The 25,673-nt window shown below is 69.2% G+C and carries 19 protein-coding genes; 2 read left to right on the top strand and 17 right to left on the bottom strand.

What is annotated here, in order from left to right:
- Positions 1-106: 106 nt before the first annotated feature.
- Positions 107-940: a hypothetical protein gene (locus GA0070604_RS11495; RefSeq protein ID WP_141721277.1), complete on the bottom strand. Its 834-nt coding sequence runs from the start codon at positions 938-940 to the stop codon at positions 107-109.
- A 122-nt stretch (positions 941-1,062) separates the two neighbouring features.
- On the opposite strand from GA0070604_RS11495, the gene GA0070604_RS11490 reads away from it, so the two are divergent.
- On the top strand, positions 1,063-1,656 hold the full coding sequence (locus GA0070604_RS11490; RefSeq protein WP_091117940.1) for a hypothetical protein: 594 nt from the start codon (positions 1,063-1,065) through the stop codon (positions 1,654-1,656).
- Between the two features lie 66 nt (positions 1,657-1,722).
- Here the strand turns inward: GA0070604_RS11490 and GA0070604_RS11485 are convergent, their stop codons facing one another.
- From GA0070604_RS11485 to GA0070604_RS11465, 5 genes are all read right to left on the bottom strand, one after another.
- Positions 1,723-2,139 (bottom strand): hypothetical protein, encoded by a 417-nt coding sequence (locus tag GA0070604_RS11485; protein WP_141721276.1) that lies wholly within the window; start codon positions 2,137-2,139, stop codon positions 1,723-1,725.
- Between the two features lie 64 nt (positions 2,140-2,203).
- Positions 2,204-2,629, bottom strand: coding sequence for a hypothetical protein (locus GA0070604_RS11480; protein ID WP_091117938.1), 426 nt, complete (start codon positions 2,627-2,629; stop codon positions 2,204-2,206).
- Between the two features lie 88 nt (positions 2,630-2,717).
- Positions 2,718-10,967: a golvesin C-terminal-like domain-containing protein gene (locus GA0070604_RS11475; RefSeq protein ID WP_091117937.1), complete on the bottom strand. Its 8,250-nt coding sequence runs from the start codon at positions 10,965-10,967 to the stop codon at positions 2,718-2,720.
- The gene (locus GA0070604_RS11470; RefSeq protein WP_091117936.1) at positions 10,964-11,257 is read right to left on the bottom strand and encodes a hypothetical protein; all 294 of its coding nucleotides are present in this window, start codon (positions 11,255-11,257) and stop codon (positions 10,964-10,966) included. Before GA0070604_RS11470 ends, GA0070604_RS11475 begins: the two co-directional genes overlap by 4 nt.
- A gap of 166 nt (positions 11,258-11,423) precedes the next feature.
- Positions 11,424-13,268, bottom strand: a complete 1,845-nt coding sequence (locus GA0070604_RS11465; protein WP_091117935.1) for an AfsR/SARP family transcriptional regulator — start codon at positions 13,266-13,268, stop codon at positions 11,424-11,426.
- Positions 13,269-13,521: 253 nt separating this feature from the next.
- On the opposite strand from GA0070604_RS11465, the gene GA0070604_RS11460 reads away from it, so the two are divergent.
- Positions 13,522-13,989 carry a hypothetical protein gene (locus GA0070604_RS11460; RefSeq protein ID WP_244161846.1) on the top strand — a complete coding sequence of 156 codons (468 nt, stop codon included), beginning with the start codon at positions 13,522-13,524 and terminating at the stop codon, positions 13,987-13,989.
- Here GA0070604_RS11460 and GA0070604_RS11455 read toward each other — a convergent pair.
- The 11 genes from GA0070604_RS11455 to GA0070604_RS11405 all read right to left on the bottom strand — a co-directional run bounded on the left by GA0070604_RS11455 (position 13,961) and on the right by GA0070604_RS11405 (position 25,617).
- Positions 13,961-16,141, bottom strand: a complete 2,181-nt coding sequence (locus tag GA0070604_RS11455; protein ID WP_091117934.1) for a B12-binding domain-containing radical SAM protein — start codon at positions 16,139-16,141, stop codon at positions 13,961-13,963. The genes GA0070604_RS11460 and GA0070604_RS11455 overlap by 29 nt on opposite strands.
- A gap of 35 nt (positions 16,142-16,176) precedes the next feature.
- Positions 16,177-17,031 carry a hypothetical protein gene (locus GA0070604_RS11450; RefSeq protein ID WP_091117933.1) on the bottom strand — a complete coding sequence of 285 codons (855 nt, stop codon included), beginning with the start codon at positions 17,029-17,031 and terminating at the stop codon, positions 16,177-16,179.
- Positions 17,012-17,785 (bottom strand): C1 family peptidase, encoded by a 774-nt coding sequence (locus GA0070604_RS11445; protein WP_091117932.1) that lies wholly within the window; start codon positions 17,783-17,785, stop codon positions 17,012-17,014. The genes GA0070604_RS11450 and GA0070604_RS11445 overlap by 20 nt, the downstream gene beginning before the upstream one ends.
- A 67-nt stretch (positions 17,786-17,852) precedes the next feature.
- On the bottom strand, positions 17,853-18,731 hold the full coding sequence (locus tag GA0070604_RS11440; protein WP_167363435.1) for a phytanoyl-CoA dioxygenase family protein: 879 nt from the start codon (positions 18,729-18,731) through the stop codon (positions 17,853-17,855).
- Positions 18,706-19,419, bottom strand: coding sequence for a TfuA-like protein (locus GA0070604_RS11435; RefSeq protein WP_091117930.1), 714 nt, complete (start codon positions 19,417-19,419; stop codon positions 18,706-18,708). Before GA0070604_RS11435 ends, GA0070604_RS11440 begins: the two co-directional genes overlap by 26 nt.
- 12 nt (positions 19,420-19,431) lie before the next feature.
- The gene (locus GA0070604_RS11430; RefSeq protein WP_091117929.1) at positions 19,432-20,787 is read right to left on the bottom strand and encodes a YcaO-like family protein; all 1,356 of its coding nucleotides are present in this window, start codon (positions 20,785-20,787) and stop codon (positions 19,432-19,434) included.
- A complete protein-coding gene (locus tag GA0070604_RS11425; protein WP_091117928.1) occupies positions 20,784-22,001 on the bottom strand; it encodes a 50S ribosomal protein L11 methyltransferase in 1,218 nt (405 codons plus the stop codon). The genes GA0070604_RS11430 and GA0070604_RS11425 overlap by 4 nt, the downstream gene beginning before the upstream one ends.
- Positions 21,988-22,581 (bottom strand): flavoprotein, encoded by a 594-nt coding sequence (locus tag GA0070604_RS11420; protein WP_091127036.1) that lies wholly within the window; start codon positions 22,579-22,581, stop codon positions 21,988-21,990. The genes GA0070604_RS11425 and GA0070604_RS11420 overlap by 14 nt, the downstream gene beginning before the upstream one ends.
- 35 nt (positions 22,582-22,616) lie before the next feature.
- Entirely contained in the window at positions 22,617-23,477 is an 861-nt protein-coding gene (locus tag GA0070604_RS11415; protein ID WP_141721275.1) for a phosphotransferase, read from the bottom strand.
- A gap of 35 nt (positions 23,478-23,512) precedes the next feature.
- On the bottom strand, positions 23,513-24,523 hold the full coding sequence (locus GA0070604_RS11410) for a T3SS effector HopA1 family protein (protein ID WP_091117926.1): 1,011 nt from the start codon (positions 24,521-24,523) through the stop codon (positions 23,513-23,515).
- A complete protein-coding gene (locus GA0070604_RS11405; RefSeq protein WP_091117925.1) occupies positions 24,520-25,617 on the bottom strand; it encodes a phosphotransferase family protein in 1,098 nt (365 codons plus the stop codon). Before GA0070604_RS11405 ends, GA0070604_RS11410 begins: the two co-directional genes overlap by 4 nt.
- Between the last annotated feature and the right edge of the window lie 56 nt (positions 25,618-25,673).

The raw sequence follows: 25,673 nt of genomic DNA, 5'->3' as shown, positions 1-25,673 counted from the left end.
ATCGACGTGACCACGGACGGGTCGAGCCGACGTCGACGGCCGGTCGAGGCGGGCCGGCTCCGGCCACCGGCCGCCGTCACCCCGGGGCGTCAGCGTGGCTGACCTCTCAACGCCGCCACGGCAGCCAGGAACGCTTGGCCGGGGCGGCGCCACCGCCGGCCGCCGTCGGGACCGGCAGCGAGCCGACCAGGAACACGGTCCCGGCGACGACGTTGCCGGGCTGCGGCACGCCCCCGGCGTCGCCGGCCGGCAGGCAGACGTCGGCCTCGAACCCGGCGGTACGCACCCGAGCGGCGACGAACCGCTGCCCGGTCGCGGTGACCGTCCGCGGTTCCGCGCCGAGCACCGTGCCGTTGAGCCGTGCGTACGCCTGCGCCTGCGCGGGCTCGCCGAACACGCCGTACGAGACGAACGACTCGGTGGCCATCCGTGGCGGCCACGGCCAGCCCTGCTCCACGACGTGCGCCGGCGGGTCGCCGGGGTCGTCCCTGTCGCCGACGAGGCTCGCGTCCGACGCGGCGAACGCCTCGGCGTCGGCGTACACGGCGACGTCGACCCCGAGCGCGACCACGCAGGCCAGCCCGCCCACCGGGCCGGTCGCGGCGGGCAGCAGCCGCCGCTGCTCCAGCTCGGCGGCGAGCATGGTGGCCTGCTCGCCGCCGTCGTCGAGGACGTCGGCGACGGCCACGTCCTCGTTCACCGCGCGGACGTCGGCCAGTCGAGCCCCCGGCGTACCGGCGTACGACGGCAACAGGTCGACGACCTCGTCACCCCGCACGCCCAGCACCAGCCTGGCGCCGCTGGGATCCTGCCAGCGCAGCACCGATACCCCGTCCGCCTCCCCCAGTCGCTCGGCGCCCGCCAACGCGATGTCCACCAACCGCCGCATACCGGCGCGATCGGTCACGCCGAGCCCGACACAGTCCAAGTTCGATGTCACCTGGCGACGGTAGCCGTCCCGGCGGCGCCGGTCCCGCGATATTCGACGACACCAACCGGTACCGGCGGTCCCGGCGGTGCGGCCGGCACCCGCGCGGCCGGAGACAGCTCTAGGCTGACGTCATGCCGGCGGAACGCGAAGTGATCGACCTGGACGAGCTCGACAGCCAGCCGGCGGACGGCACCGCCCCTGGCCGCCTGACGACCAGGCGGAAGATGAACCTGGGGCTCGTCGCCGCCTTCGTGGTCGGCGTTGTCCTCGGCGGCGTCGGCGTCAACGAGCTGCGGGACTCGCGGCAGGAGCGGGAGCGGAACGCCGCGGTCTCACTCGTGGCCTTCCCCGCATCGATCAGTGGCGGGGGTTCGAACGCCATCGGTGTCCTTGAGATGAACGGGCAACTGGCAGTGATCAACGCTGGCCCCGCGCCGGTCACGGTTCGTGCCGCCACCGGTCAGCGCCCCGGCCTCCGGCTCCATGACACCGGCCAGTCTCGGCTGCTACGCCCCGCCGGCACCGTTTGGATCGACGTCAGGCTGAGCATCGAGTGCGCCAGCGCGTTCTCGACCGAGCCGCTGTCGATACGGTTCTCGGTGGAAACCGCCGACGGACAGGCCACTGAGGTCAGCTACCCCGTCGCCGTGGCGGGAAGCCGCTGGCAGGACGGGGCCGAGCTGCCATGCGCGCAGATCGTCGACACCGCGAGGCGTGGCGGGTAGCGGCATGTCGGCCCGGTCCCGTCCATCGGTATGCCGGCGGACGGGACCGCGCCGCTCGTCGGTCAGCTACCGACCGAGGATCGTCACCGCCAGCATGAGCACGAACAGGACGGCGGCGATGCCGTTGAAGACCATCACCGCGGAGGAGCGCTTCGCCTTCCGCCGGCTCGGCGCCCCGAGGTGGCCCTTCGCGAAGGTGACCACCGGCGCGACGTACTCGATCTCGGCGGTGCGGCCGGACGCGACGGCGACCACCGCCTCCGCGCGACCGGCCCGGCGCGGAAGGAGGTACGGCACCCACGCCTGCACGCGATGGCGACCGGCGGTGACCGGAAGGCGGTGGGTGCCCCAGGAGAGCGCCACCGGATCGCCGCCGTCGAGTGACAGACGGGGCTTGCTGGCGGCGTAGAGGAAGGTGCCGGCCGGACGGCTGAGGGTGACGGACATGGTTCCCTCGCGAGCGGCCGGGCTGTCGTTCGTCATCGTGAACCCACCTTCGGGGTCGATTCCAACTGTTCCCAACGTCGCCGCCGAAGGCGGCGTCATCTCACCGACGGGCCGTCAGGTCGCGGCGCAGCAGAATCGCGCAGGCCACGATGCCGAGTCCGATCAGAGACAGCGCGCCCACGTCGAGAGCCGAGTACGGGCGCTTCCGGTTCCGGACCACCTTCGTCGGGTCACTGGCGGAGTACTCGACCTCCATCCGGTCGCCCTCCTTCGGGCAGGAGGCGCCGCAGTCGACCCAGGTCTCATACCGCTTGGCGTCGACGAAATACTCCACCTTCGCCTCGCCCGACCGGCCCCGCACGACCGTCAACGCGAGGCCGTCGACGACCTGACCGTCGCTGTACGTGCCGTTCCGGAACCGGAACGTGCCCGCCACCGATGCCGCGGGCACCAGGAAGAGCATCGCCAGAACGGCGATCACGGCGACAAGTACCCGCGCTCGCCGGTCGTGGAAGTCACGCCCCATGTTGGCCCCCTCAGCACCGTGCTCGGGGGTCGCCGGACCCGTCGCCCAGCGACCCCCGACACGTCGTCACGGCATGACCGCGGACTGCCTACTTACCTTCGAGGAATGTGTTGAACAATAGGCCGCCGGGATAGAGCTGGCCAGCCGTCCAGGCTCCGGCCTGAGCCGCAGATCCGGCGACGAAGGTATTGAACGGAGTGTCCCAGAACTTGACTCCCTTCACCCGGGCCCCTGGCACGAAGGCGAACATCAGATCCATGGCGGCGCCGGTGCCCGCGTCGACATAGTCCGTCGTCGTGGCGGTCCCGGCCTTCTCCTTCTCCCGCAGGTTGTAGCCGCGAGACATGATGCTCGCGCCAGCGACGATCAGGGCGAGCCCGGTGCAGGCACCGGCGGAGATGACGATGCAGAGCGCCGCGGCCCCCAGGCCCACGTATCCGCCGTACTTGTTCCACCAGTCAGCGGCACCCGCGACGAAGTCGGAGTCCATCACCTGGTTGGCGACTTCCTTCGTCTTGTCCCAGGCGTCACTGGCCCCCTGCTTGACGTCCTCCCAGGCGTCCTCCAACGCCGGCACGGCCGTCTCGTTCCACCATTCGGGGATGTCCTCGGTCACGAACTCGGGAACCGTGTTGGTGACGAATTCGTCCACCGCGTTGTAGGCGTCCTTCGCGCAGTCTCCCCAGGTGAGCGGATTCCAACTGCACGACGAGTGACCGTCGATCTCGACGCGGGAGATCGGGTTGCCGCCGGCGAAGGCGTACCGGTTGGCGTTCCACGGGTCGAGGCCGAGCCGCAGATCGGCCAGGGCGCCGTTGTAGCTGTCCCGGGTCAGGAACCGGTTGAGACCCGGATCGTACTTCCGGAAGCCCATGTCGTAGGTTCCGGAACCGCCGCCCTGCACCCGCTTGGCGTTGTACCGGTAGGTGTTGTACGGCTTCTTGTCCGGGTTCGCCGGATCCGGCTTGTCGAGACCGGTGAACTGGGCGGTGTCATCGCTGCCGTAGGCGGTGTACCCGTAGGTGGCCAGCGCGTTTCCGCCGGCGCCCGTGAGCACCTCGACATCGGTGTGCGTGTTGTACCCGTAGTAGGCGTACTCCTTGGCACCGCCCGACTTGTAGGTGACCTGCGCGAGTCGTTCCCCCCACGGCGAGTACCGGTACGACCGTGTCACCGAGCCCGCCACCTCTTCGTCGATGACGTCGCGCGACAGGCCCAGGTAGTTGAAGGTGGTGGTCTCCGCCTTGGCTGTACCAGCGTTGGTCGTCTCGGTCCTCGTACGGTCCAGGGGATCGAACGTGAACTTCGTGACCGACGTGCTGGTCCGGTTCTCGACGATCCGGTCGAAGCCGTCGTAGACGTTCCGTTGCAGGAGCGTGCCACCGGCGGTGACGGCGTCCAGGCGACCGAACGGATCGTAGTTGTAGGAGGACCTGAGCCCGGACGTGGTCGACGTCAACAGCCGGTTCCGGTCGTACTCGAAGCTGGTGGTGGCCCCGTCGACCGACTGGGTGAGGACGTTGTTGTTGGCGTCGTGGACGTAGTTCTCCACCCCGGCGCCGGTCCCGGTCCTGATGACCGAGGCGATGCGGTCGCGCGGATCGTAGGTGTAGTCGTACTGGGTGCTCAACGTGGCCGAGTTGTCGTCGGCGTTCATCTTGGTCGTCGTGCTGCGTTTCCGGTTGCCGTTGAGGTCGTACTCCATGTGGTAGTCGGCGACGAGCCTGCCGCCGGCCGTCTTCTCGACCTGGGTCTTCGGCAGCCCGTCCAGGTAGTACGTGTGGTCGACCACGTTGCCGTTGCCCTTGACCTGACGGAGTCGCTCTCCCCGGTCGGTGTACGTGAAGGTTGTCGTCTTCCGCTCGGGATCGTTCGCGGACGCTCCGTTGAGCACCGTCTCCACCAGGTCCCGCGCCTCGTAGGTGTACTCGGAGTACGTCCGGTCGTGCCCGACCGTCAGCGGGGACCCGTTCTCGTTGTAGCTGAAGGACGTCGTGTTCTTCAGCCCGCCCGCCTTGTACTCGCGTACCGTCTCGACCTGGTTGAGACCCGTGTAGGTCATCTCGTAGGTGTCGACCAGTGCGCCGGCGCTCCTGTCCTCGATGATCGTCTGGTTGCCGTTGGGGTCGTAGCGGTAGCGGTAGTCCACCTTTTCGTCGTCGACCTCGCCCGAGTTGTCGCGGACGAGTTTGACGGCGTCGGCGACCACCGTGCCGGTGGCCTGGTCGGACAGCGTCACCCTCTGGGTGTTGCCCTCGGTGAAGCGGTAGGAGCCGAGGCTGAACCAGGTGCCGGTGTTGGTGGTCTGGTTGACGGTCTTGACGGTGTTGCCGCCGCCGTGGTTGACGGTGTATTTGGCGTCGGTGGCCGCCCCGGTGACCTGCGGGTAGTAGGCGAACACCTCGTACGTGCCGGCCTGCGGGACGTTGAGTTGCCAGGTGAAGGTGTTGGTGCCGGTGCCGGCCGGGCGGGTGGCGTAGTCGGTGCCGTATCTGCCGGTTGCGGTGTCGGCGGCGGTCCAGGTGCCGGTGCCGGTGGTCGAGGTGTTGTTGAAGTCGGAGTTGTCGACCAGGACGACCTGCTGGCCGACGGGCACGCCGTCGTCGGTGCGGGTCGCCAGTTTGCCGTCGGGGAAGTAGGACCAGGTCATGGTCCGGTTCGACGACCCACCCGCCGAGGTGACCGTCCTTGAGGTCTGGGCACCGAGCTTGTTGTAGTCGTAGGCGGTGACGATGTCCCACGGATCGGTGGACGACTTCGTCCAGCCGTTGTCGTAGTAGGTGTAGGTGGTGTCGTTCCGAACTGTCTGCCCGGCCGACGGTGGCGCGGACAGGGTGATCAGGCGGCCGACTGCGTCGTAGGTGTAGGTGGTGACGTCGGCGGTCTGGTAGCGCGCGTCGTCCTTGTCGTAGGCGGTGTGGGTTTCCTTGACCCGGTTGAGCTTGTCGTAGACGGTGACGGTGGCGAAGTCGTCCGGGTCGTCGGTGGTGGCCACGCCGCGCGGGGTGATCACCTTGGTCTGGTTGCCGACCTGGTCGTACTCGTACCGGGTGGTGCGGTAGGTGATGGTGGCGCCGTCGTACTTGTGCGGCACCCTCACCTCGGTGGGCATGCCCCGGGCGTCGAGGGTGACCTCGGTGGTGTTGCCCGACTGGTCGGTGGTCGCGGTGACCAGACCGTCGCGGTCGTAGGTGTTGGTGGTGAACTTGCCGATCGCGTCGATGGTCTTGGTGACCCGGTGCGCCCGGTCGTACTCCATCTTGCTGGTGTAGTCGGCCGGGTCGGTGGTGGCGTTCTTACGCGGGTCGACCACGGTGACGACGTTGCCGGCGTTGTCGTACTCGTAGGTGATCGGCTCACCCTTGGCGTTGGTGACGCTGGTGAGCTGGTAGATCGGGTCGTAGGCGTTGGTGGTGGTGTGGTCACCGGCCTGCGGCGTCAGGTTGCCCTTCGGCTCGGTGGTGGTTCTCAGGTTGCCGACCTTGTCGTAGGTGTAGGAGGTCTTGCGCTCCGGGTCGCCCACGACGTCGACCGGGGCCCTGGTCCACATGAGCTGATCGGCCGCGTCGTAGAAGGCCGTGGTGACGGCGCCGTTCGCCGCAGTCGACTCGACGACGTTGTCGTTCGCGTCGTACGTCGGTGCCGGAGTGGTGATCCAGTCGTCGCCGGCCTGCTTCTTGGCCACCCTGTTCTCCAGCGGGCGACCGAACGTGTCGTAGCTCTGGGTGGTGTCGTGGTCGAGCGCGTCGGTGACCTTGCGGACCTGGCCCCGTACGTCGTAGACGAACTTCGTCTGCTTGCGGTCCGCGTCGATGATGATCTGCGGGTAGCCGTTCGGATCGAACTGGTCGTACCCGGTGGTGTTGCCGTTGGCGTCGGTCGCCGTCAGCATCTGCCCCCACGCGTCGTAGGTGTAGGACGTCTTGTAGTCGTCCGCCGCCGGGGTGGTGTTGCCGATCGGATCGACCACCCAGGACAGGTCACCGTCGGGCTCGTACCCGAAGGTCCACTTCCGGCCCGCCGAGCTGGTTTTCTCGGTCAGGTCGGCCACGTAGCCGTTGAGCTGACGCTGGTAGGTCAACACCGTGCCCGGCCAACCGTTCCTGACCGCCTCGGCGTCCCTGATCTCGGTGGGGTAACCGGTCTTGGCGTCGTACGTCCATGTCGACGCGGCGCCGTTGGGCTCGGTGAGCTTGGCGACGTTGTGGTCGTCGTCCCATTCGATTTTGGTGACCTGGTTCTTCGCGTCCGTCGTCTGGTACGGGCGGCCGAAGCCGTCCAGTTGGTAGACGGTGGCGTGGTTCTCCGCGTCGGTAACCGTGGTGTTGATGTTCCTGCCCTGCGGACCGTCCGGGTCGAGGTAGCCAAAGGTGGTGTCGTTGAGCAGCCGGTCCCGGTACGACTTCGTGGTCCAGTGGAACTTCGGGTCGTCCCCGGTCTGCGGATAGTTGTACGTCAGACCGGTGGCGTTACCACGCGGGTCGGTGACCTTGACCAGCTTGACGTTCTTGTTCCCCTGCGTCATGTCGTAGGCGAACCTGAACACCTTCGCCGCACCGCTCGTCGACCCGGCGCCGTCGACCAGCTCACCGAGCAGACCCTTGTCCGTGTAGGTGAAGGTCATCTTCCGGCCCGAGATGTCGGTGAGCTGCGAGACGTGGTCAATGATCTTCGGGTTGGTCAGCTTGGTCGCCGATTTCCGGGTCCAGTTGGTGTCGTCGATGTAGTCGTAGTCCTGGCCCTTGACGTAGTAGTCGACGGTCAGCGTCCGCCGGCCGGACGGGTCGGTGAGGTAGCGGAGGAACTTCGTCGGCGCGTTGTTCGACTTGCGCTCCTCGTAGGTGAACACCAGTTCGTTGCCGTTGTTGTCCACCGCGCTGGACAGGAAACCCTCGCAGTCGTAGTAGAACTGCGTACGGTCCGGCCTGGTCAGCCGCCACGCCTTCGGCTCCTGCGTGTTCGGCTTGCAGTCGAGGCTGGTGACCTTCTCCAGATACAGGTGCACGCCCTTCGGGCTCTTCCACGTCGAGGTGGTCGCGTCCCAGGTGAACCAGTGGCTGGTGCCGTCACCATCGGTCATGGTGACCTTCGTCGGATTCTGGTTCGGGTGGAAGTCCAGCGGTGTGCCGAGCCGCATCAGCGACGACGCCTGCAACGACCAGCCGTAGCCGGCGACCGTGTCGGAGGTGTCGAGCGAGTTGTACGCCAGCCGCACGAACGTCGACAGACCACGCGACGGGTTCGTGAACGCGTCGTACGACCAGACGGTGTTGCCGGAGTACAGGTTGTTCATCAACGTGCCGCCGGCACCGGTGTTCTTGCCCGCGTACGAGTAGAACTTCTCCAGACCGAGCTGGTCGGAGGTCGGCTCCTCCACCGCCACCCGCTGCGCCAGCGGCTCGATGGGTGTGGTCTCCGACAGCTTCTTGCCGGTGTTCTTGTTCCGTAGCTCCCACTCGATGACGTAGTCGGTGCGCTTGTTCCCCTCCGTCGACGACGGTGGGGCCTTCACCTGCGCCGCGACGTCGACGGTGCCGCCGGGCGGAACGCTCGCCGGCAGCGGCGTACGGAGTTCGAAGCTGGGGTCCGCGCCGTCGGTGACGCCGTCGGCCCGCTTCCAGTCGTACGAGATCTCCCAGTCGGTCGGGTTCCACGTGGCCAGGGTCGGGTTCGACACCGTCACCGGAACGGTGTAGTTGGTGTCCGGTACCAGCAGTTGCGGGGTCTCGGCGGCGTAGTAGGTCGACTCGGCGGTCTGCTCCAGGTAGGTGACCTCCAGCGTCGGGCGCAGCATCGGCTCCGGCGCCTCCGCGGAGAGCAGCATCGCCCGCGCGGTCTGGGCGGCCTCGTCGCGCATACGCAGCAGCAGCCCGTAGTTGCTGGCCGGGCTGGTCAGCCAGCCCTTCACCGGCGAGGTGACGTCCCAGGTCTCCCACTCCGGGTCGTTGGTGAACCCGTTGAACCCGGCCTTCCAGCCGGTGTCGTAGTCACCGCCCGGGGTGCTCCACGCCGTGGTGCCGTCCGAGGTGTTCCAGGTCGCGCCGGTCTGGTTGAACGGCCGGGTCAACCGGTACACGTCGACGTACTCGCTGGTGTTGGTGCCCGGGAGGAGGTAGGCGTTCCACATCCGCAGCTCGGCGCCGACGACCTGGGCGTCCGTGGGGATGCCCGCCAGGGCGGGGAACTTCACCAGGCCGCGGGTCCTGCCGTAGTAGGTCGAGTTGTTCCCCGGCGAGACGTAGGGATCGCCGGACGCGCCGCCGTAGACGTCGACGTTCTCGGTGGGGCGGGCCGCGGACAGGGTGGTGTCCTCCACCCCGGTGCGGTAGATCCGGGTGATCTGCCCGGCCTTGGGCAGCATCGCCGGCTGGGTCGGACCGGCGATCAGCCGACCGTCGGCGGTCTTCACCGCCACCATGTAGTAGTAGAACTTCCGCGCCATCGGGTCGGTGTTGTCCGCCGCCGTCGGGACCGCCGTGGTGTCCTGGTACGTCCGTGCGCCCGGCGGCACCGGGGCGATCAGCGTCGCCGCGGACGGGGTGAAGTTCTGGAGCACGCTCCGGTGCACCTGGTACTCGACGATGTTGTCGTCCGCGGCCGGGGACGGATCCACGTACGCCGGCCAGTCCAGCACCGCGCCGGTCGCCGTGACCGTCGTCGGCGGGTTCACCGCCACCCCGGGCCGGCCGTACGTGACGACCAGCTTCGGCAGGTTGTGGTCGCGCCGGTCGTTGGCGTACGCGTACTCCGACGCCTCGTAGATCGGCCCGCCCCGGCCCTTGGTGGCCTCGTCCACCGCCCTGACCATGAACCCGTGGTTCGGGTACGTCCCGTTGACCCAGTCCTGCACCAGGTTGCGCACCGGGAACGAGTTCCACACGCTCGACTTGCCGCTCGCCTTGAACGCCCCGACCTTGGTGAACCGGACGGCGTCGGCGATGACCGCCTTGTTCGCCACATCACCCAGCACGACCTTGCCGCTGGTGCCGGCGACGAACGGGTGCACGCCCAGGGTCGCCCACGCGCCGGCGCTGTCCGGAGTGGTCTGGTCGACGTGGTACGTCTTCGACCCACCCGAGTAGTACACGGTGTAGGGGGCGGCGGTGGCCCGGTCGAAAGCGCCGACGTAGTGCACCTCGACCTTGTAGTCGCCCGACTCGGTCAGGGTCGGCGTCCAGGTGTGCGTGTCGCCGGTCGCGGCGTCGTTGTTCACCCGGTAGTCGCCGTTGACCGCCTTCGACGTCATGTCGGTGTTGCCCGAGTACGGCCAACTGCCCACCACCGACGTGCCGGCGTCCCCGTCGTCCACCGTCACGACGTTGGCGGCCGGCGCACCGGCGACGTTGCCGGCCATGCTCGCCCAGGTCGCGGTGTCCGCCCTCCACGCCGAGGTGATCCGGCCGGCCTCCATCGGCACGTCGTACGCATACGTGGTGTGGGTCTGGTCGTAGTACAACTGCAACTGGGCATCGTCGATCGCCGTGTTCGCCGGGATCGAGCCCAGATTGAACTTCAGCAACGATCGCCACGTCTGCGTCTCGTCCGTGCCGACCTTCAACTGGTACGTGTCGTTGTAGTTCCTGCCGGTGTCGCCCGAGTAGATCTGCACGTCCTGCGCGTCCGTCGGCACCGGCTGGATCTTGATGGTCGGGTCGATCACCACCGGATACACCCGCGCCGGATCGGCCAACCAGCCGGCATCGGCGGACACCGTGACGGTGGTCTGCCCGTACATCTGCCGCACCCGCTGGGTCACCCTGTCCGACCACACCCTGCCGTGCGGAGACGTCCTGTCGTCCTTCGAGTCGTACATGAACGGCGCCGGCATCACGAACACCGGCTCACCACCGGACGGGCGGACGAACGCGATCGAACCGTCCGCGCGCTGCTGCGCGCTCAGGCCCACCGTCCGCAGCGTGAACGTGTACGACACCGGCCCGGCCGGCGCCTTCGCCAGGACGATCTTCTCCTTCAGGGCCGTCGACGTGACGTCGTACACCACGTCGGCGCCACCGGCGATACCCGGATAGGTCACCGTCGACCCGGAGGCGCTCGGCGTCACACTCCTCGCCGCGCCGGCCAAGCCCAGCTCGACGCTTCGACCATCGGCCTCGAACCGGACCAGATCCTTCGAGCTGTCCCCGAACAGACTGGTAAAGGTGTTGGTGCGGTTGCCCTGTACGTATCCCTTGTCGCCGGTGGGGCGCACGGTGGTGTCGATCGCCTGCCATCGGCCCTTCGCGTCCCGATAGTGCACCGGCACCGCCGAGATCTCCGCCTGGGTACGACCATCCGAGAGCCGGTACGTCCTGGTGTTCGCCGTCCGCTCGCCGGTCAACTCCCTGACCCGCTTCTGCGCCGGCCACGTTTGCCCGCCAGCGGCTTCTCCGCCTGGAACAACCCGGCGCCGACCACCTCCGGCCGCGCCCGGCCTTCGCCACCGTCGGCCAGCCCACGCGCGGCGTCCCCCAGCCGCGACAGCAGGCCACCCGACTCATCCTTGTCGCCACCCGCCGCCTGATCGGCTCGGCCGGAATCACGGCCCGGTAGCGCCTCCATCCCACCCAACGTGGCCACCATGGCCACCACCAGCCCCCCGATCAGGAGGCCCCGTGATCGTCCCTTCACCGCCACCCTCCGGTCCCTTGGAGACACGACGAGTGCAGGCTAGGAACGCCTTCTATACGCATCGATATCGTCGAGATACATTCCGGCTCGACACCAGCCGGCACGACAGGAGCGGCCGAGGGGCCACGTTGCGGGTCAGCAGGTTTACGCGGCGACGCTCCGCCGCTCAGGCAGCGACCGGGTTGATCCGGGGGCCCGCCAGGGCGTACGGGGGTGTGGCCGGCACGGCGGCCAGCTCGGCCAGGTACTCGCGGACCAGCGCCGGCAGGCGGTGGCCGGCGGAACCGTCCGGAGCGAGCAGGTGAGCGTCGACGAGGCTGTCCAACGCTCGCCGGATCCGCTGGGTGCTGACCCCGAGCTGGGTGGCGGCCCGGTCCACCAGATCCGGCGTGTCGGGGTGGGCACCGAGCAGGGCCAGAATCGGGCCGGCCAGCTCGTCCTCGGCGCGGACGGCGGCAACGGTACTGGCCAGGCTGGCGCGCACCGACAGGTCCTCGTCGGCGAGCAGGTCGAGCCGGTGGCGGTCGTCGCCGAGCTGGGCGACGAGGGCGGCCACCGGCATGGCCGGCCAGCGCGCCAGGCGCGCACCGGCGACCCGCAACGCCAGCACCGAGCCGGCGCACAGTCCGACCAGTTCCGCCATCGCCGCGCCATCGGCCGTCAGCCGTTGCCGTCCCACGATGGTGGCGAGCAGGTCCCGCGCCTGCGCCACGCCCAGCGGCCGCAACGTCACCCGGCGAACGCCGTCCAGGCTGCCCAGACGCCGGGAGGCGACAGCGATCAGGGCGGGCCCCGTACCGGCGGGAAGCAGCGCCCGTACCTGGGCCGCCCTCGTGACACCGTCCACGACCACCAACAACCGGCGCCCGGCCACCATCGACCGGAACCAGCCGGCCCGCTCGTCGGCGTTCTCGGGCACCTCGGCCGCCGGCACCCCCAACGCGCGCAGCACCCGGGCCAGCACCTCACCCGGCGTCACCGCGGTCCGGTGGTCGAGGTCCACGAAGACCTGCCCGTCGGGGAAGTCGGCGGCCACCTGGTGCGCGGCGCGGACCGCCAGCGCCGTCTTGCCGCTGCCCGCTGCGCCGGTGACGACCACTGCGGCCGGTGCCGGACCGCGCAGGGCGGCGACGACGTCCGCAGTCTCCCGGGGACGGGCGACGAAGGTGACCAGGTCCGCCGGAAGCTCGCGCGGCACCGCCCACCCGACGGACGGCCCCACCTCGGCCGGCGCGGCCGGCACGACCGCGGGCCCGGCCGGGGTCGTCCACGACAACTCCGGTGCCCGGTCGAGCACCGCGCGGTGCAGGCCGGTCAACTCGCCACCGGGCTCGATGCCGAGCTGCTCGCTGAAGACGGCCCGCGCATCCTGGTAGACGGCAAGCGCCGCCGGCACGTCCCCACAGCGATAGAGGACGAGCATGAGCTGTGCCCAGGCCCGCTCCCGCAACGGGTGTGCGGCGACGTGGCCACGCAGCTCAGCCAGCATCTGCGCATGCTGGCCGGCGGCCAGTCGGGCCTCGGCCAACTCCTCGAAGACCTGTAGCCGCTGCTCGTCGAGGCTCGCCCAGCGATTGTCCAGGGCCGTGCCGCGCGGCAGGCCGTCGCCGCAGGCGCCACGCCACTGCGCCAGGGCGCTCCCCAGTCTCCCGATGGCACCGACCGGGTCATGCGTGGCCAGCATGGCGCGGCCCTCCCCCGCCAGCCGCTGGAACTCGGTCACGTCCAGCTCATGCGCCGTCAACTGCAACTCGTACGCCTGCGGGCGGGCGATGAGGCGAGGGCCCACCGTGCGCCGCAGCGCGGCGACGTGGGATCGCAGGTTGGCCACGGCGGAGGCCGGCGGGACGTCGGACCACACCATGCCGGCCAACCGGGTCAGCGAGACGGGCCGATTCGCCTCGAGCGCCAACCCCGCCAGAACCGCCCGCCGCTTGGCCCCTCCAGGGGTGACATCCTGGCCGCCGGTGAAGACTTCGACCGGACCCAAGAGCCGAATCTGCAGTTCCATCGCGTCGCTCCCCCGCCGGACCTCAAGCGGCTCAGGCTAGAGAAGCGGGTCATCGGCCGACAAGACGATGAACGAACAGCTTAAAGGTGACCCGTGCCGGTGATCGTGTCTCACCGCCTGGCATCGGACGGCTACCGCACCGTCCTCTGTGATCGAGGCTTCGTTCTGCTCGCTGTCCCGCGTCGCCGGCCGGCCGCGAACCTGGCGGTCGCCGGCTGACCGTCGCTGGCGCGGGGCTCGTACGATCCGCTGTGTGAACGTGTCTCGGATGCGGTTCCTCGCCTGCCTTGTCCTGCCGTTGCTGGCAGCCTGCGGCACCGAGCCCGCCGGCCCGGAAGGGGCCACGTCGGTGACGTACAGCTGCTGCGAGGCGGGAGACATCGACAGGCCGTACCAGCCTGGGCAGACCTTGACCGTGCACTGGACGGTCGAGTCCCCGGAGCAGCCTGCCGTGGCCCCGCCGCAGGTCGAGCTGACCGCGCGCCTGACCGGTCCGTACGCCACGACAGGTGACCTCAAGGCCGCGGCAGACCCGGGGCCGGCCACCTTCGAGGCTGCACCGGTTCGTCCTTCTGGCGGGCCCGACGAACGCCCCGTCAGCACCATCGTGATCGGCACCGATGCCGAACCCGGTTACTACAATCTCGTCACCGCCGTGGTCAGCGACGGCAGCACGGTGAGCGGGGCGAGCATCATCCGGGTGGTCGCCCCGACGACCTGAATCTCGGGCCGGAGCCCAGGCCGGGCCCGTCCGCTGCGCCGGGCGGGTTGAGCTTCATCGAGGGTGACCCCGGAGGCTCGGGGCGTACCAGCCGGCGGCCGACGATGAAGTCCCACGCCTGCCGGGCGACGGACGGTGGTACGCCGGTGAGCGCGAGTTCCGCCGCCGGGAGATCGCGTGGCACGGCAAACAGTTGGAGCAGGGGCACCAGGGCGTCCGGGATGAGATACAGCCGACCGTCGATTCGCCGGAAGGCGAACCGGCCCGGCCGGTCGGAGCTGTTGCGGCCGGACCAGTAGAAGTACTGGTACTGCCGCACCACCTCGGGCTCGGGACGGCGGATCAGCGTGCCGTTGAGGACGTAGCGGGCCGCGCGGTCCGGCTGGGCGGGCCCCACCACCTTCAGGATGTCCATGCCGTACCGGTCCTGGTAGAGGTAGGTGTGCGCGCAGTCCGTCCCGCCGACCCAGGGCCGTCCGAGGTCGTTGCTCGTCAGAGCCGCCTTCGCCTCCTCCAGTTTGGCCAGCTCACCCTCGTCCAGCGTGCCGTCGATCTGCTCGAAGCTGAGGGCCCGAGCGATGTCGTGGTCGGGATACGGCACGACGTTACGCAGCCCGAACCGTTCGGGTTGCTTGGCGACGATCGCCCCGGCGGTGAGCATGAACGTGCCCAGTCCGCCGAACGTCCACAACTCGCGGTGCTCGCGCAGGAAACTGATCGACTCCATGGCCTCGTCCGCCGTCTCCGAGGGGAAGCCGGTGAACCCCATCATCTGCACGCCGATGCCGGCCTGTGTCATGGCATCTATCGTCTGCGACACCTGGGCCGGGGTGGTGCCCTTGTCGATCAGGTCGAGGATGCGTTGGCTCGCCGACTCGAAGCCCACCGAGACGGAGACACACCCGCTGTCCTTCAGAGTGCGGCACCGCTCGACCGACCAGTATTTCTCCAGGCGGATCTCGGCCCCCCACCGGAAGTCCAGCTCCGACTCGACCACCCGCTCGGCGAAGCGCAGGATGGTCGCCGGCGCCAGTACGTCCACCGAGAAGTAGATGAACCTGGCGAACTGCGAGATCGCCGTGACGTCGGAGACCATCTTGTCGACCGGACCCTGCCGCCAGGGGCTGGTCGGGCTGTCGCCGTTGAGGCCGTAGTCGCAGAACGTGCACTTGTTCCAGTAGCAGCCCCGGGTCGGCGAGTAGTACACGAACGGCTCCGGGCTCAGGTACTGCTCCCACGGCAGCGTCGAGTAGTCCGGCGTCGGCAGGGTGGCGAGCTGCTCGTACTTGAACATCGGCAGGGCCCGGCCGATGCCGTACCTCGGGTGCAGCCGGACGTTGGGGTGGCCGCTGGGCAGCCGGCCCGCGTCGAGGGCGTCGAGGATCTCCACGTACGCGGTCTCGCCCTCGCCGACCACCAGCGCGTCGAACACGTCGAAGATCTGGAACACCATGCTCTTGTCCAGCGCGTACTTCCAGACGTCGGAGACCTCGGTGCCCCCGGCGACCAGGAACGCGTCCGGCAGTGCCCGGCGGATCAGCCGCGCCATCCACAGCGCGAACGGCAGCTGCGAGACAAAGGTGATGTTGACGCCGACCACGTCGTGGCCGCCGGCGACCAGCCGGGGCAGCAGCTCCTCGCGATAGTACGGGGTGAACGCGTTACTCAGCCGGGCGAGCATCGCCTCGTCGGTGAGGTCCCGGACGGACGACGAGTTGAACCGGTCGTACGGTTGGAATTCGAAGCCGTTGTGGAACTGGCCGGGCAGCCCCGCCGCGCCCAGCGTGTTCATCCAACCGGCGATGGTCTCGACAGCGTTCTGGTACTGCGAGTAGTCGTAGAAGCGCAGCGGGTCCCGTAACACCCGAACGGCGTCGGCGGTCTGCTCGGGCGACACCAGACCGGCACGCAACCGCATCGCGGCAGCCGCGCCGGGCGACATCCGATCGTCGAACGCGGAGGGGACCGACGCCTGCCGGGTCAGCCAGTCGTACGGCAGGTCGGTGTAGGAGTGGTGGAACGCCTCGATGTTGGCGTCGATGATGGTGGCCGCCGCCTGTCCCTGTGCCCGGGCGTAGGAGTCCAGGTAACACAGCGAGTGGTAGCCGCAGGTCGGGTCGGTCAACGGGGGGTAGATCAGGACCGGACGCATGGTTCTCCTTTTGGCGGTGCGGATCAGCCGGTGCACTACCGGCCGTCGAGCGATCCCGCCCGTTCCCTGATGGACCTGATGGCGGCGTCGAGGTCGTCCGCGTCGAACCGGACCTCGCGGGCGTGCACGGTCCCACGGCCCTGCACTCGAACCGGTGTGCCGGGCTCCAGCGTCACCGTCAGTGCGGTGCCGCTCATTCCCGGCACCGCCACGACGTCATCCTTGACGGAGACGAGCCCTTTGTACTTGTCGTGGATCTCGCGTCGCACGGCGCGGATGGAGCTGACGTCGACGGAGACGGCCGCCAGGTGTCCGGTGCGGAGCACCAGGCGGTGGGCGTCGACGTAGTGCGGCCGCGTGTGCACACCCGAGAAGAACCCGAACAGCCACTCGAGGCCGAAGGCCGCGAGGACGAGCAGGCCGATGCGCAGCCAGGCCCACGGCACGAGCAGCTCCACGAGCACGATCTCCACCGGAGTAAGCACGATCATCACCAGGAGAAACGCCTTGTGGGCCGCACCGTATCGGATCACGGTGGCGCCCGCCGGCACGTCCTTGCGGCGGCGTAGGAGCAGGATCATCGAGACGAGGCCACCGAGTTCGTGACGGAGCAGCGTGACCATGGGTCGGGGAAGCACGCCGCTGGCCGCCTGAAGGAACGCGTCCCACCGCCCCACTCCGGCCTGGCGAAGCCGCCGATACATCACGCGGGCGGTGACGGCGAGGCTGAGCGCCAGCACGCCGCACAGCGCCTCGAGCCCGATCGCGATGATCACCGCGTCACCGAGGTCGAGCACCCTGGTCGCGACCAGCAACAATTCGACGGCTATCACCGTCAATGCCGCCCACTTGAGCAGCCGTACCGCTCGGCTACGCTCCGACACCGTCATCGGCCAACCTCACGACGCCAGATTCCTCGCCATTTCTCGCGACGACCCAACTGTTCTCCACGATCAGCCAACTGTCCCCTGCCAGCCCCTGTTCGAGGTAGGCGTAGGGCAGGGTGCCGTAACCCCGATCGCCCCATTCTGGGCCCCAACTGTTGCGGACCCGCAGGTGCCGGCCGGCGTCGTCGAAACCGACCAGCAGAGCGACGTGCCGGCCCAGCGACCGTTCGTTCTCCCTCGGCAGCGGAATAGCGCCGGTCTCGAAGGCGGAGAACTGGGAGACGTACAGCGGGAACTCGCACGCCACCGGCAGCCCCACGCCGATCGCGGCGCGCAGCACGTCGAGGTACCGCGACGCCGCGACCGTTTCATGGCGGATCCGCCAGGAGGCGACCTCCGACGAGCAGCCCGGCGACGACGCGAGACCGGCCGGCGGGTCGGCGTCGACGGTCGAGGCGGTCCACGGCCACGCGGTCTCGTCCGGCATTCCGAACCGCTGCCACGCAGCGATGCTGGACTCGATGTGCGTGCCGCGCCGGTTGGGTTCCCCCATCAGACGCCGCGCCATCCGATAGTTGAAGAGCACCGATGGCCGGACCACCGCGTCGCGGGCACGTCGCGCGAAGTAGGTCGCCAGCGCCGTCACCACCGCCGCGGTGCACAGCGGCACCGTGCCCTGGTTGATCACCGGGGGAAACCAGTCGTCCAGCGCGACGCGACCGGAGACACCGGGCGATTCCGCCGGCCACGGCGGCACGACGTCGACACCCTGCCACCGGAACGGAGCCGGGCCGCAGCCAGGGCGACCCGGCGGCAGCTCAGACCTACGCGACACGTTCGGCGGCCCGCTCGGCGTGTATCACCTGCATGACCTTGGACAACCGCTGGTCACGCAGGAGGACCGCCTCCCGAAAGGTGCGCAGCGCGTCCGGTGAGAAGTCCGTGGCCGGACGCTGCTCGGGCAGGAAGTGGCCGTACCGGTCCTCTCCCTGGACGAGTAGGGCGCTGTCCGGCCCGTGCAGCGGACGGATCGACGGCGCCAGGTAGTCCACCGCGAAGCAGATCCGCTCGTCGTCGGTGGAACTCGGGCCGCTGCTGTGCACCGTCGTGGGCTGGTGGAGCGACGCCTGGCCGGCCTCGATCTCCACCGCGACCACGTCCTCCTCGTGGACCTCGTAGTCCGCCCGCTCGCCCTGCATGAGGCCGGTGAGCGTACGGTCGACGAAGTCGTGCCGGACCAGACCGGCCGCGTGCGACCGGCGGCAGTACAGCATCGTGCCGTTGCCGCGAGTCGTCCGGGTCAATGCCAGCCAGATGCGTACCGCCCTGCCCTCGGCTCCCTCCCACCCGAAGTACGGTGCGTCCTGGTGCCAGGCCAGGCGGCTGGTGCTGTGCCCTGTCCTGACGAACAGGTTCGTCGACCAGACCAGCAGGTCCGGCCCGACGAGGCTGGTCGCGATGTCGAGCAGCCGAGGGTGATGGACCAACGCGTCCGCCCAGCGCACGACCAGGTGGATCTTGGGATAGTTCCACCGGCGCTTCAGCAGGCCGCCGGCCCGGTCGGTCACCGTACGGTAGGTCCGGTAGGCGGCGACGGTCGCGTCGACCTCCGCCGGCGTCAACACCTCGACGGGCAACAGGTAGCCCTGCTGCCGGAAATGCTCGACCTGCTCCGGGCTAAGCCGGGAGGGCGACTCCGCCACGGTGCACCCCCAACGCCCGCTCGATCTTCCGGTCCTGGTTGCCCGCCAGATACTCGCGGACGGCGCGGAGCAGCAGCCGCGCGTCGTCGGCCTTGGTGTCCGGCGCGGCGGTGGCGAAGTAGTGCGACAGCGCCGCGTGCTCGGCATCGGGTACGGCGCCCCGGAGGGCGAGCAGCGCCGCGCGCGCGGTGCGCTGCGGGAAGTAGATGCTCTTCGCCGCGCGCAGGAACGCCTCGGCGGTCGCCGGCTGCACGACGCCGGACTCCTGCGCGGCCTTGACGGCGAAGCGCAGGTTGACCATCGGTTCGGAGACGGGCACGCCGGTCTCCTCGTCGAAGGCGATGGCGACCTCGTCGTCAGCGTCCACCTCCCCCGTGCGGTACGCCTCGAAGATCTTCCCGATTCCGACCATGCCCCAGTGGTGGCATTCCGCCGCCCGCAGTGCGCCCATGCTGGAGGAACCGAAGACCTTGACGCCACGGTCGACGAGTTCGAGGACCTCCTTCGGCGACACGCACAGGGTCGACAGGAACTTGCCGTCGACGATGCCGACGGCCTTCGGCAGTACGGGTCGACGCAGCAGCTCCGCGAGGTCGCCGCGCGCGATCGGCGGCAGGTACTCCGCGTCGAGTTCCTCGACCGCCGCCGCGCGGGGAAGACTCGGACCCAGATACACAACAGCGCTCATCGGTGGCTCTCCCTAGCGTGCGCTCGTGGTGGCGAGGGTGCGGTGTCGTGCTGCGATGTCCTGCACCGCGCGTTTCCAGGCGGCCGTCGCACGGTCACCCAGCTTGCAGTGGTCCACCGCCCACGATTCGAGTCCGGGCACGATCATCCGGACGACGCTGACGGGAATGCGGGGTGGCGAGAAGTCGACCACGATGGCCCGCTTGATGCCGGCACGGCGGAGCCGGTCCAGCATCAGGCGGATGTCGTCCATCAGGTCGTCGTGCTGGTACGTGACCAGGTCCGCGGCGTCGAGCACCTTTCCCATCGGCTTCCAGATCCAGGCGCCCTTGTCGAAGGTGGACGAGCGGCGTACGTGGTACATGTGCTTCGGCACGTCGCTGCCCGGCAGGGAGATGTCCTCCCGCATCGCCTGGATGTCGACCACCCGGCCCTGGGCGCACTCGGTGATGGCGCGGATGATCGCCACCTCCGCGTCCGGGTGGGTGCCGAACCCACCGTGGCCCTGCGAAACCGTCGGGCCCATGTCCTCGGCGGTGGCGGCCATGAAGCTCGGGATGCCGAGGTCGCTGTTGAGCTGGATCACCCTCATCTCCAGCCCGGCCGCATGGATCTTCGCGATGAGCGACTGGGCGCGTTCCGGCAGCGAGCTGACGGCCACGTGCGGGTTGAGTTCCCGCAGGAAGCCGGTGACCTCGCGGGACTGCGCGGGCACCGCGGACAGGCCCTTTTCCAGGACCTGACAGAGTTGGCTGCTGAGCACCTCGCTTATCGTGATCGCGTCCCGCTCGATCACCTCGCACAGCGCGTGGCAGATCGCCTCCTCGATCGTGTTTCCCGAGGCCAGCCCGTTCGTCGTAGTGATCTTGTAGCAGGGCGCCTCGTGGAACTTCGGCGAGTAGCAGGCGCCGTCCTGCGGGACGAACACCTCCTCCTCGTTCAGCAGGTCGTACCCGAGGGTCCACGAGATCGGGAGATCGTCGGCGTAGTAGGGGGCCAGCTCGAAGACGTACTCGCCGGGGTGCATCACGGATCTGCCCTCCGCGACGAGTTCGTCGTAGGTCGCGATCGCGTCGGGACGTCGGGGCAGCCAGGCGGAGAAGCGCTCGATGCCCTCCATCGCCGCCGACGTCTTGGCGTCGATCGCCGTCAGGCCCTTGCCGTTGTACACCGAGATGATGTCGTTCGAGCGCGGCGAGATCGCGTTGTAGACGGGGATGCCGATCCGGTCGAGCCCGGTGATGTCGGCCACCCGCGTGATGCCGGCCCGCAACAGGTGCGGCGTGATCCGGGCGTACGTCTGCGCGCTCGTCACCTCCCGGTGGGTGCCGACACCGTTCACCTTCGGTGCGCTGGCGCGTAGTTTCACAGCGTCTCCTCCCCGTCCAGCACGATGCGGGCGCGGCCGTCGCCCTCGTAGTGATAGGTCAGCGTCAGTTGGTCGCCGGGCTTCACCCGGCGCCCGTCGGCGAAGGCCCACCCCGCGGTGTACCAGTGGCTCCGGTCACCGCCGTCCCACGGCGCCGTGGAGAGGTAGGTGGTGGGGCCGATCCGTCCCTTGAAGAAGACGATGGCCGCGTTCACCACTCCGGAATGGGAGACCGGCACCGTCACGGTGTTCGCGAACTTCCGCACGTCGGTGTTCAGGTCGAGGGTGTACAACGGCACCGGCTCGGACATCCGCTCCCATTCCTGGACCTTCTCCGGGCGCTCGTAGAATCCGGCGACCCGCTTCAGGTCCTCCTCCAGCATCGGCGAGAAGTCCATCCCGAAGCGGTCCTGCCAGCGCTCGATGTGCTCGGGCAGGACGCGGTGCCGCGCCCGCATGTCCTCCGGCATGCACGCGAGGTAGACGTAGGTCTCGAAGGAATCGGGAATGAGCCGGGCATCGGGGGTCAGCAGCCGTCGGCGGGCGTCCTGCAGGTTCTCCCAGATCACCATGTCGAGGCAGTCGTTGCCGACGATGTCGGTGGTCAGCACGGTCGCCCGTTCCGGCAGTTCCGTCGTCGTCGACCAGCCGCGGATCATCGTCACCCGATCCGCGTAGCCGTTGTGGGCGATGACCTTGGCGGCGAGGTCGCCGGAGCGGGCCGGCTCAAGGGCGTAGACGTGCCGGGCTCCCGCGCGAGCCGCCGCGATCGCCAGGATCCCGGAGCCGGTGCCGAGGTCCAGGACGACGTCGTCGGGAGTGACGGTCTCCTCGATCGCCTTGATGAAGAGGCCCTTGCGTAGCGGGTCTTCCAGGATGGCGATGTTCAGGTACGCCAGCCCGTACCCGCCGATGGGAAACATCAGGTCGGTGAAACCGTCCGGGGCCTCCGTCGTCAGGATGCCCGCGTTCACCATGGCGGTCAGCGTGCCCACGAGTTCCTCGACGGCACGGTGGCCGGTGAGCCTCGGACGCAGCCGTTGGATTCCCTCGGCCAGCGAACGCGGCTCGTAGAACACGTCGAGCAGCGACATCGCGTGGTGACCGAACTCGAAGATCCGCCGATCGTGATGGACCCGTACCTGGTGGGAACTGTCAACCTCGACGAGGAGTTCGGGAACGCGACGCAGAACCGTACCGCTACTTACGGACATGACAGTCCCCCATATTCTCTGCTTCGATCCGTTGTTGGTCGTGCGGTTCGCCGCCGGCGGCCCGCACCAGCGCTTGCAGCAACGCGGGCCGGTAATCCCCCATGGAGCCCGGTTCCGACGTGTCGCCGGCGACCGCCAGGCCCTGCACGGGCTCGACGACCGTAAATCCGTCTGCTCTGAGCTGCCGCACGTTGCGACGTACGGCCGGCTTCGCCCAGGTGGTGGCGTTGGTCGAGGGAACCACGATCACCGGGCAGGAGAGCGCCATGATCGTCGACGTCGCGAGGTTGTCCGCGATGCCGTTGGCCATCTTGCCGACGAGGTCCGCCGTGGCCGGCAGCACGATCGCGACCTGGGACCACTCCGCCAGCGACACGTGCGAGCGCGCGTCGGCGGGCAGGTCGTCCCAGCCGGCGTACACCTCGCAACCGGCCACACGGCGGATCGAGTCCGTGGTGACGAGCCGGGTGGCCATCGGAGTCAGGACAACCCGGATCCGGCGCAGCCGCAGCCGGCTCTTGAGCCACAGCAGGATGTGCGGCAGGCCCAGCACCGCGACGGAGCAGGAGCCGATCACCATGAGCCGGACCTCGCTCAGGTCGTGGCGTGTCTCGTTCACCGGTCACCGTCCCCGAGAAGGTCCGCCAGTTCCCGCCACCGCGCGGTCACGGCGGCCACCACCTGCTCGATGTGATCCGCCGAACCGACCGCCACGACGCCCTGCGCGTAGTGCTCCAGGAGTCGGTCCGCGACCAGCCCCGGCAGCCGGTCGGGGCAGAAACGCCCCGCCATGGTGGTGTAGCCGGCGAGGAAACGGCCGACCAGGCCGGGAAGCCGGGCCGCCCCGGTGCCCACGGCCGCCGCCTCGACGAGCTCCGCGAGGAAGAAGGCCAGGTCCCGGTCCGGGTCGCCCACGCCGGCCTCCCGCCAGCCGAGAACCACCGGACGTTCGAGCGCCACCGACAGACCGGACGAGAACCGACCGTGTACCAGGCAGTCAAGCCGATCCTGCGGGCCCGCCGAGGCGGCGGCCGCCGCCAGGAGCCCGTCGCCGCGCCGGTCCAGATCGGCGCGCGCGGCGGCGACCCTGGCCGTGACCGTGGACGCCGCGGCCAACCAGGCCGCCTGGCGCCGGACCGGCAGGAACGACACCTCGGCTGCCGGTACGGAATGCACCCGGCCGAGGAAGGCGCCGAGCGCCTCGCAGGCGTTCTCCCAGGGTTCGGCGTCCGCGTCCGGGCTGGCCCCGAACAGGGCGTCGCACAGCAGCGCCGGCGAGGGAAGCACCGGCCAGGCCGCCAGATCCGGTCGGACCATCTCGGGCAGCGCGGCCACCACCCGGCCCGCCGGCAGGACGTCGGAGAGGCGCCACAGTTGGGCCGTGTCCAGGTACTCGCCGGACGCGAGCGTCTGCTCGAACCATCGGTAGCCGCCGCCGGAGCGGACACAGCGGCGTGCCACGAAGGGGCCATCCATCGAACGCACGGGGGCCGCCGTCTCGGCGCCGGCCGTCACCGTGGCGCCCCGAGCAGTGGCCGGGGTGCCTCGTACGGGCGCTCGATCGACAGGCCCTCCTGGCGGAACCGCTCGGCGATCGCCTCGACCCGGCCGGCCAGGTCGGTGACGCCGCGGGCGTGGGCGGCGACGAGGCCCTCCGCCACGAGGGTGCACCGGTTCTCACCGAAACTCACCGTGCGCCCGCGCACCTGCGGCTCCACCGCGAACGAGATGCCCGGCAGCAGCGGCTTGACGAAGCACGGGCGGTCGTCCCTGAGCTTGCCGGTGAGCTGCCCGTACATCTCCGGCACCACGGATTCGTGCTGGCGCCAGTCGGCCTCGCGCAGGTAGAGCACCCCGGCGTCGCGCCGGACGTAGGCGGTCGGATGGTTGGCCATCTTGAAGTTGAAGGCGACCTTCCGGCGGTTCAGCGCCGTCGTCACGACCCGCATCACGTCCGGTGCCGCGTCCGGGCCGGCGAGGGTGAAGTAGACACGGATCATCGTGGACTGGTCGGACTTGTGCGGCGGTCCCTCATCACCGACGGCCATGTACCAGCCGAGCACCGCATAGCGTCGGCACGGCGGCAGCACGACCGAGACCTCGGCGCCGACCTCGAGCGGACCGTCGTGGATCAGGTCGGCGGCGGAGGCCAGCACCGTGATGGCGTCCTTCTCTACCAGCCAGCCACCGTCACGGACGCCACGGATGCGCCACCCCCGCACGCGGTACCCGGTGCCCGTGTTCGCCGCGTGGATCAGCTCCGTGAACTCGTAGTCCTCGTGGTCCACCAGGGCCGCGGCCACCTTGCCACCGCCGATCAGCAGGCGGGCGGCGGCGTCGTCGCCGGCGTAGTAGGTCAGATAGATCACGCGGGACAGGTAGGAGACCACGGGGTAGTCGGACCGCGCCTCCATGTCACGCGGTGGGGTAAGTCGACCGAACCGGGGGTGCGAGAAGGTCCTCTCGTCGAGAATCACCACCTCGTCAGCGATCCGGCGAATGACGTCGAGGTATGCCGTCATTTCATGATCACCTTCAGCGTCGGATCGGCGATGAGCCGCTTGCCGTACAGCAGGCACAGGTAGCCGACCTGGTTGAGCATGCCGAGTTGCTGCAGCCGCATCGCGGCCTGAAGGAGCAGTGCGACGCCGGCGTAGCGCAGGATCCGTAGCTCGGTGTCGTCGGGAATGCCCGCGAGCGCGCGGTAGGCGCTCAGGAAGGTACGGGCGTTACGCCGCGCCGCGGCCAGGGCCTCGGCATCGCCGTGCCGGCGGACCGAATCGACCAGGAACTGGCCGACCAGGTAGCCGACGTCGAAACACGGATCGCCGAACCCGGCGAGTTCCCAGTCGATGAGCCGGACCGGACACTCAGCGCCGGGGCCGCGCGGGAAGAGAATGTTGTCGTCCCGGAGGTCGTAGTGGACGATCGTCTCCGGCCGCCACTGTTCGTGTAGTTCGCGGAACTCCGGCTCCAGCTCCTGCATCGCCCGCAGGTAGATGTCGAAGTCGAGCCCCGCGCCATGGGCGTACTCGTACGGGGTCAGCAGCGTGGAGGTCGGCACCGGAGGGTGGAGCAGCCACTCGGGGTACCTGCGGTATGCGTCCTGGATCGGCGCCTGGTGCAGGCCGGCGAGTGCGGCGGCCAGGTTCACCAGGTGCCTGATGTCGACCGCCCGATCACGCTGCACCAGTTCACGCAGGCTGTCGCAGTCCTTCACCACGTCGAGGGCGATGGCCCGGGTGCCGTCGCCGCACGCGACGATCTGTGGCACCGTCTGCCGGACCTGCGGCGGCAGCTCCAGTTCCTTGAGCATGCCCAGTACGACCCGCTCGTAGTCGTTGTCCAGTTCCGCGTCAGCGTCCGGGAACTTCACGAGGCGCGCCGATCCGTCGTCGAGCTCCACCATCAGAACGACGCGCCGCGAGGCGCAACGTTCCACTCGAACTATCCGGTCCTCCGTCAGGCCCAGCATGGCCAGTACCGCGTAATCGGGCTGGAAATCGTTCATGTTGTTGCCGATTTGGCGCGGAGCTGGGCGCCGACCCGGGCGCGGGGTGAAGAAACCCAGCGCCCGGGCGCGCAGAAGCTCGAGTGCCCCTGTGCTTTCAGTCATGGCTGCCTAAGGGACGTCTCGTAACTCGGTAACCGGTCCATGGTGGATCATGTCTG

Source organism: Micromonospora eburnea (assembly GCF_900090225.1).
Lineage (GTDB): Bacteria > Actinomycetota > Actinomycetes > Mycobacteriales > Micromonosporaceae > Micromonospora > Micromonospora eburnea.
The sequence above is the reverse complement of the archived record's forward strand: the minus strand, read 5'-3'. Positions and strand labels throughout refer to the sequence as shown.

Bases quoted from the DNA above. Each gene is read 5' to 3' on its own strand.
- GA0070604_RS11410 (WP_091117926.1), bottom strand. From the start codon at position 24,523: ATGACGGCATACCTCGACGTCATTCGCCGGATCGCTGACGAGGTGGTG.
- GA0070604_RS11420 (WP_091127036.1), bottom strand. From the start codon at position 22,581: ATGGTGATCGGCTCCTGCTCCGTCGCGGTGCTGGGCCTGCCGCACATC.
- GA0070604_RS11415 (WP_141721275.1), bottom strand. From the start codon at position 23,477: ATGGATGGCCCCTTCGTGGCACGCCGCTGTGTCCGCTCCGGCGGCGGC.
- GA0070604_RS11465 (WP_091117935.1), bottom strand. From the start codon at position 13,268: ATGGAACTGCAGATTCGGCTCTTGGGTCCGGTCGAAGTCTTCACCGGC.
- GA0070604_RS11435 (WP_091117930.1), bottom strand. From the start codon at position 19,419: ATGAGCGCTGTTGTGTATCTGGGTCCGAGTCTTCCCCGCGCGGCGGCG.
- GA0070604_RS11425 (WP_091117928.1), bottom strand. From the start codon at position 22,001: ATGTCCGTAAGTAGCGGTACGGTTCTGCGTCGCGTTCCCGAACTCCTC.
- GA0070604_RS11455 (WP_091117934.1), bottom strand. From the start codon at position 16,141: ATGCGTCCGGTCCTGATCTACCCCCCGTTGACCGACCCGACCTGCGGC.
- GA0070604_RS11450 (WP_091117933.1), bottom strand. From the start codon at position 17,031: ATGACGGTGTCGGAGCGTAGCCGAGCGGTACGGCTGCTCAAGTGGGCG.
- GA0070604_RS11490 (WP_091117940.1), top strand. From the start codon at position 1,063: ATGCCGGCGGAACGCGAAGTGATCGACCTGGACGAGCTCGACAGCCAG.
- GA0070604_RS11480 (WP_091117938.1), bottom strand. From the start codon at position 2,629: ATGGGGCGTGACTTCCACGACCGGCGAGCGCGGGTACTTGTCGCCGTG.
- GA0070604_RS11405 (WP_091117925.1), bottom strand. From the start codon at position 25,617: ATGACTGAAAGCACAGGGGCACTCGAGCTTCTGCGCGCCCGGGCGCTG.
- GA0070604_RS11485 (WP_141721276.1), bottom strand. From the start codon at position 2,139: ATGACGAACGACAGCCCGGCCGCTCGCGAGGGAACCATGTCCGTCACC.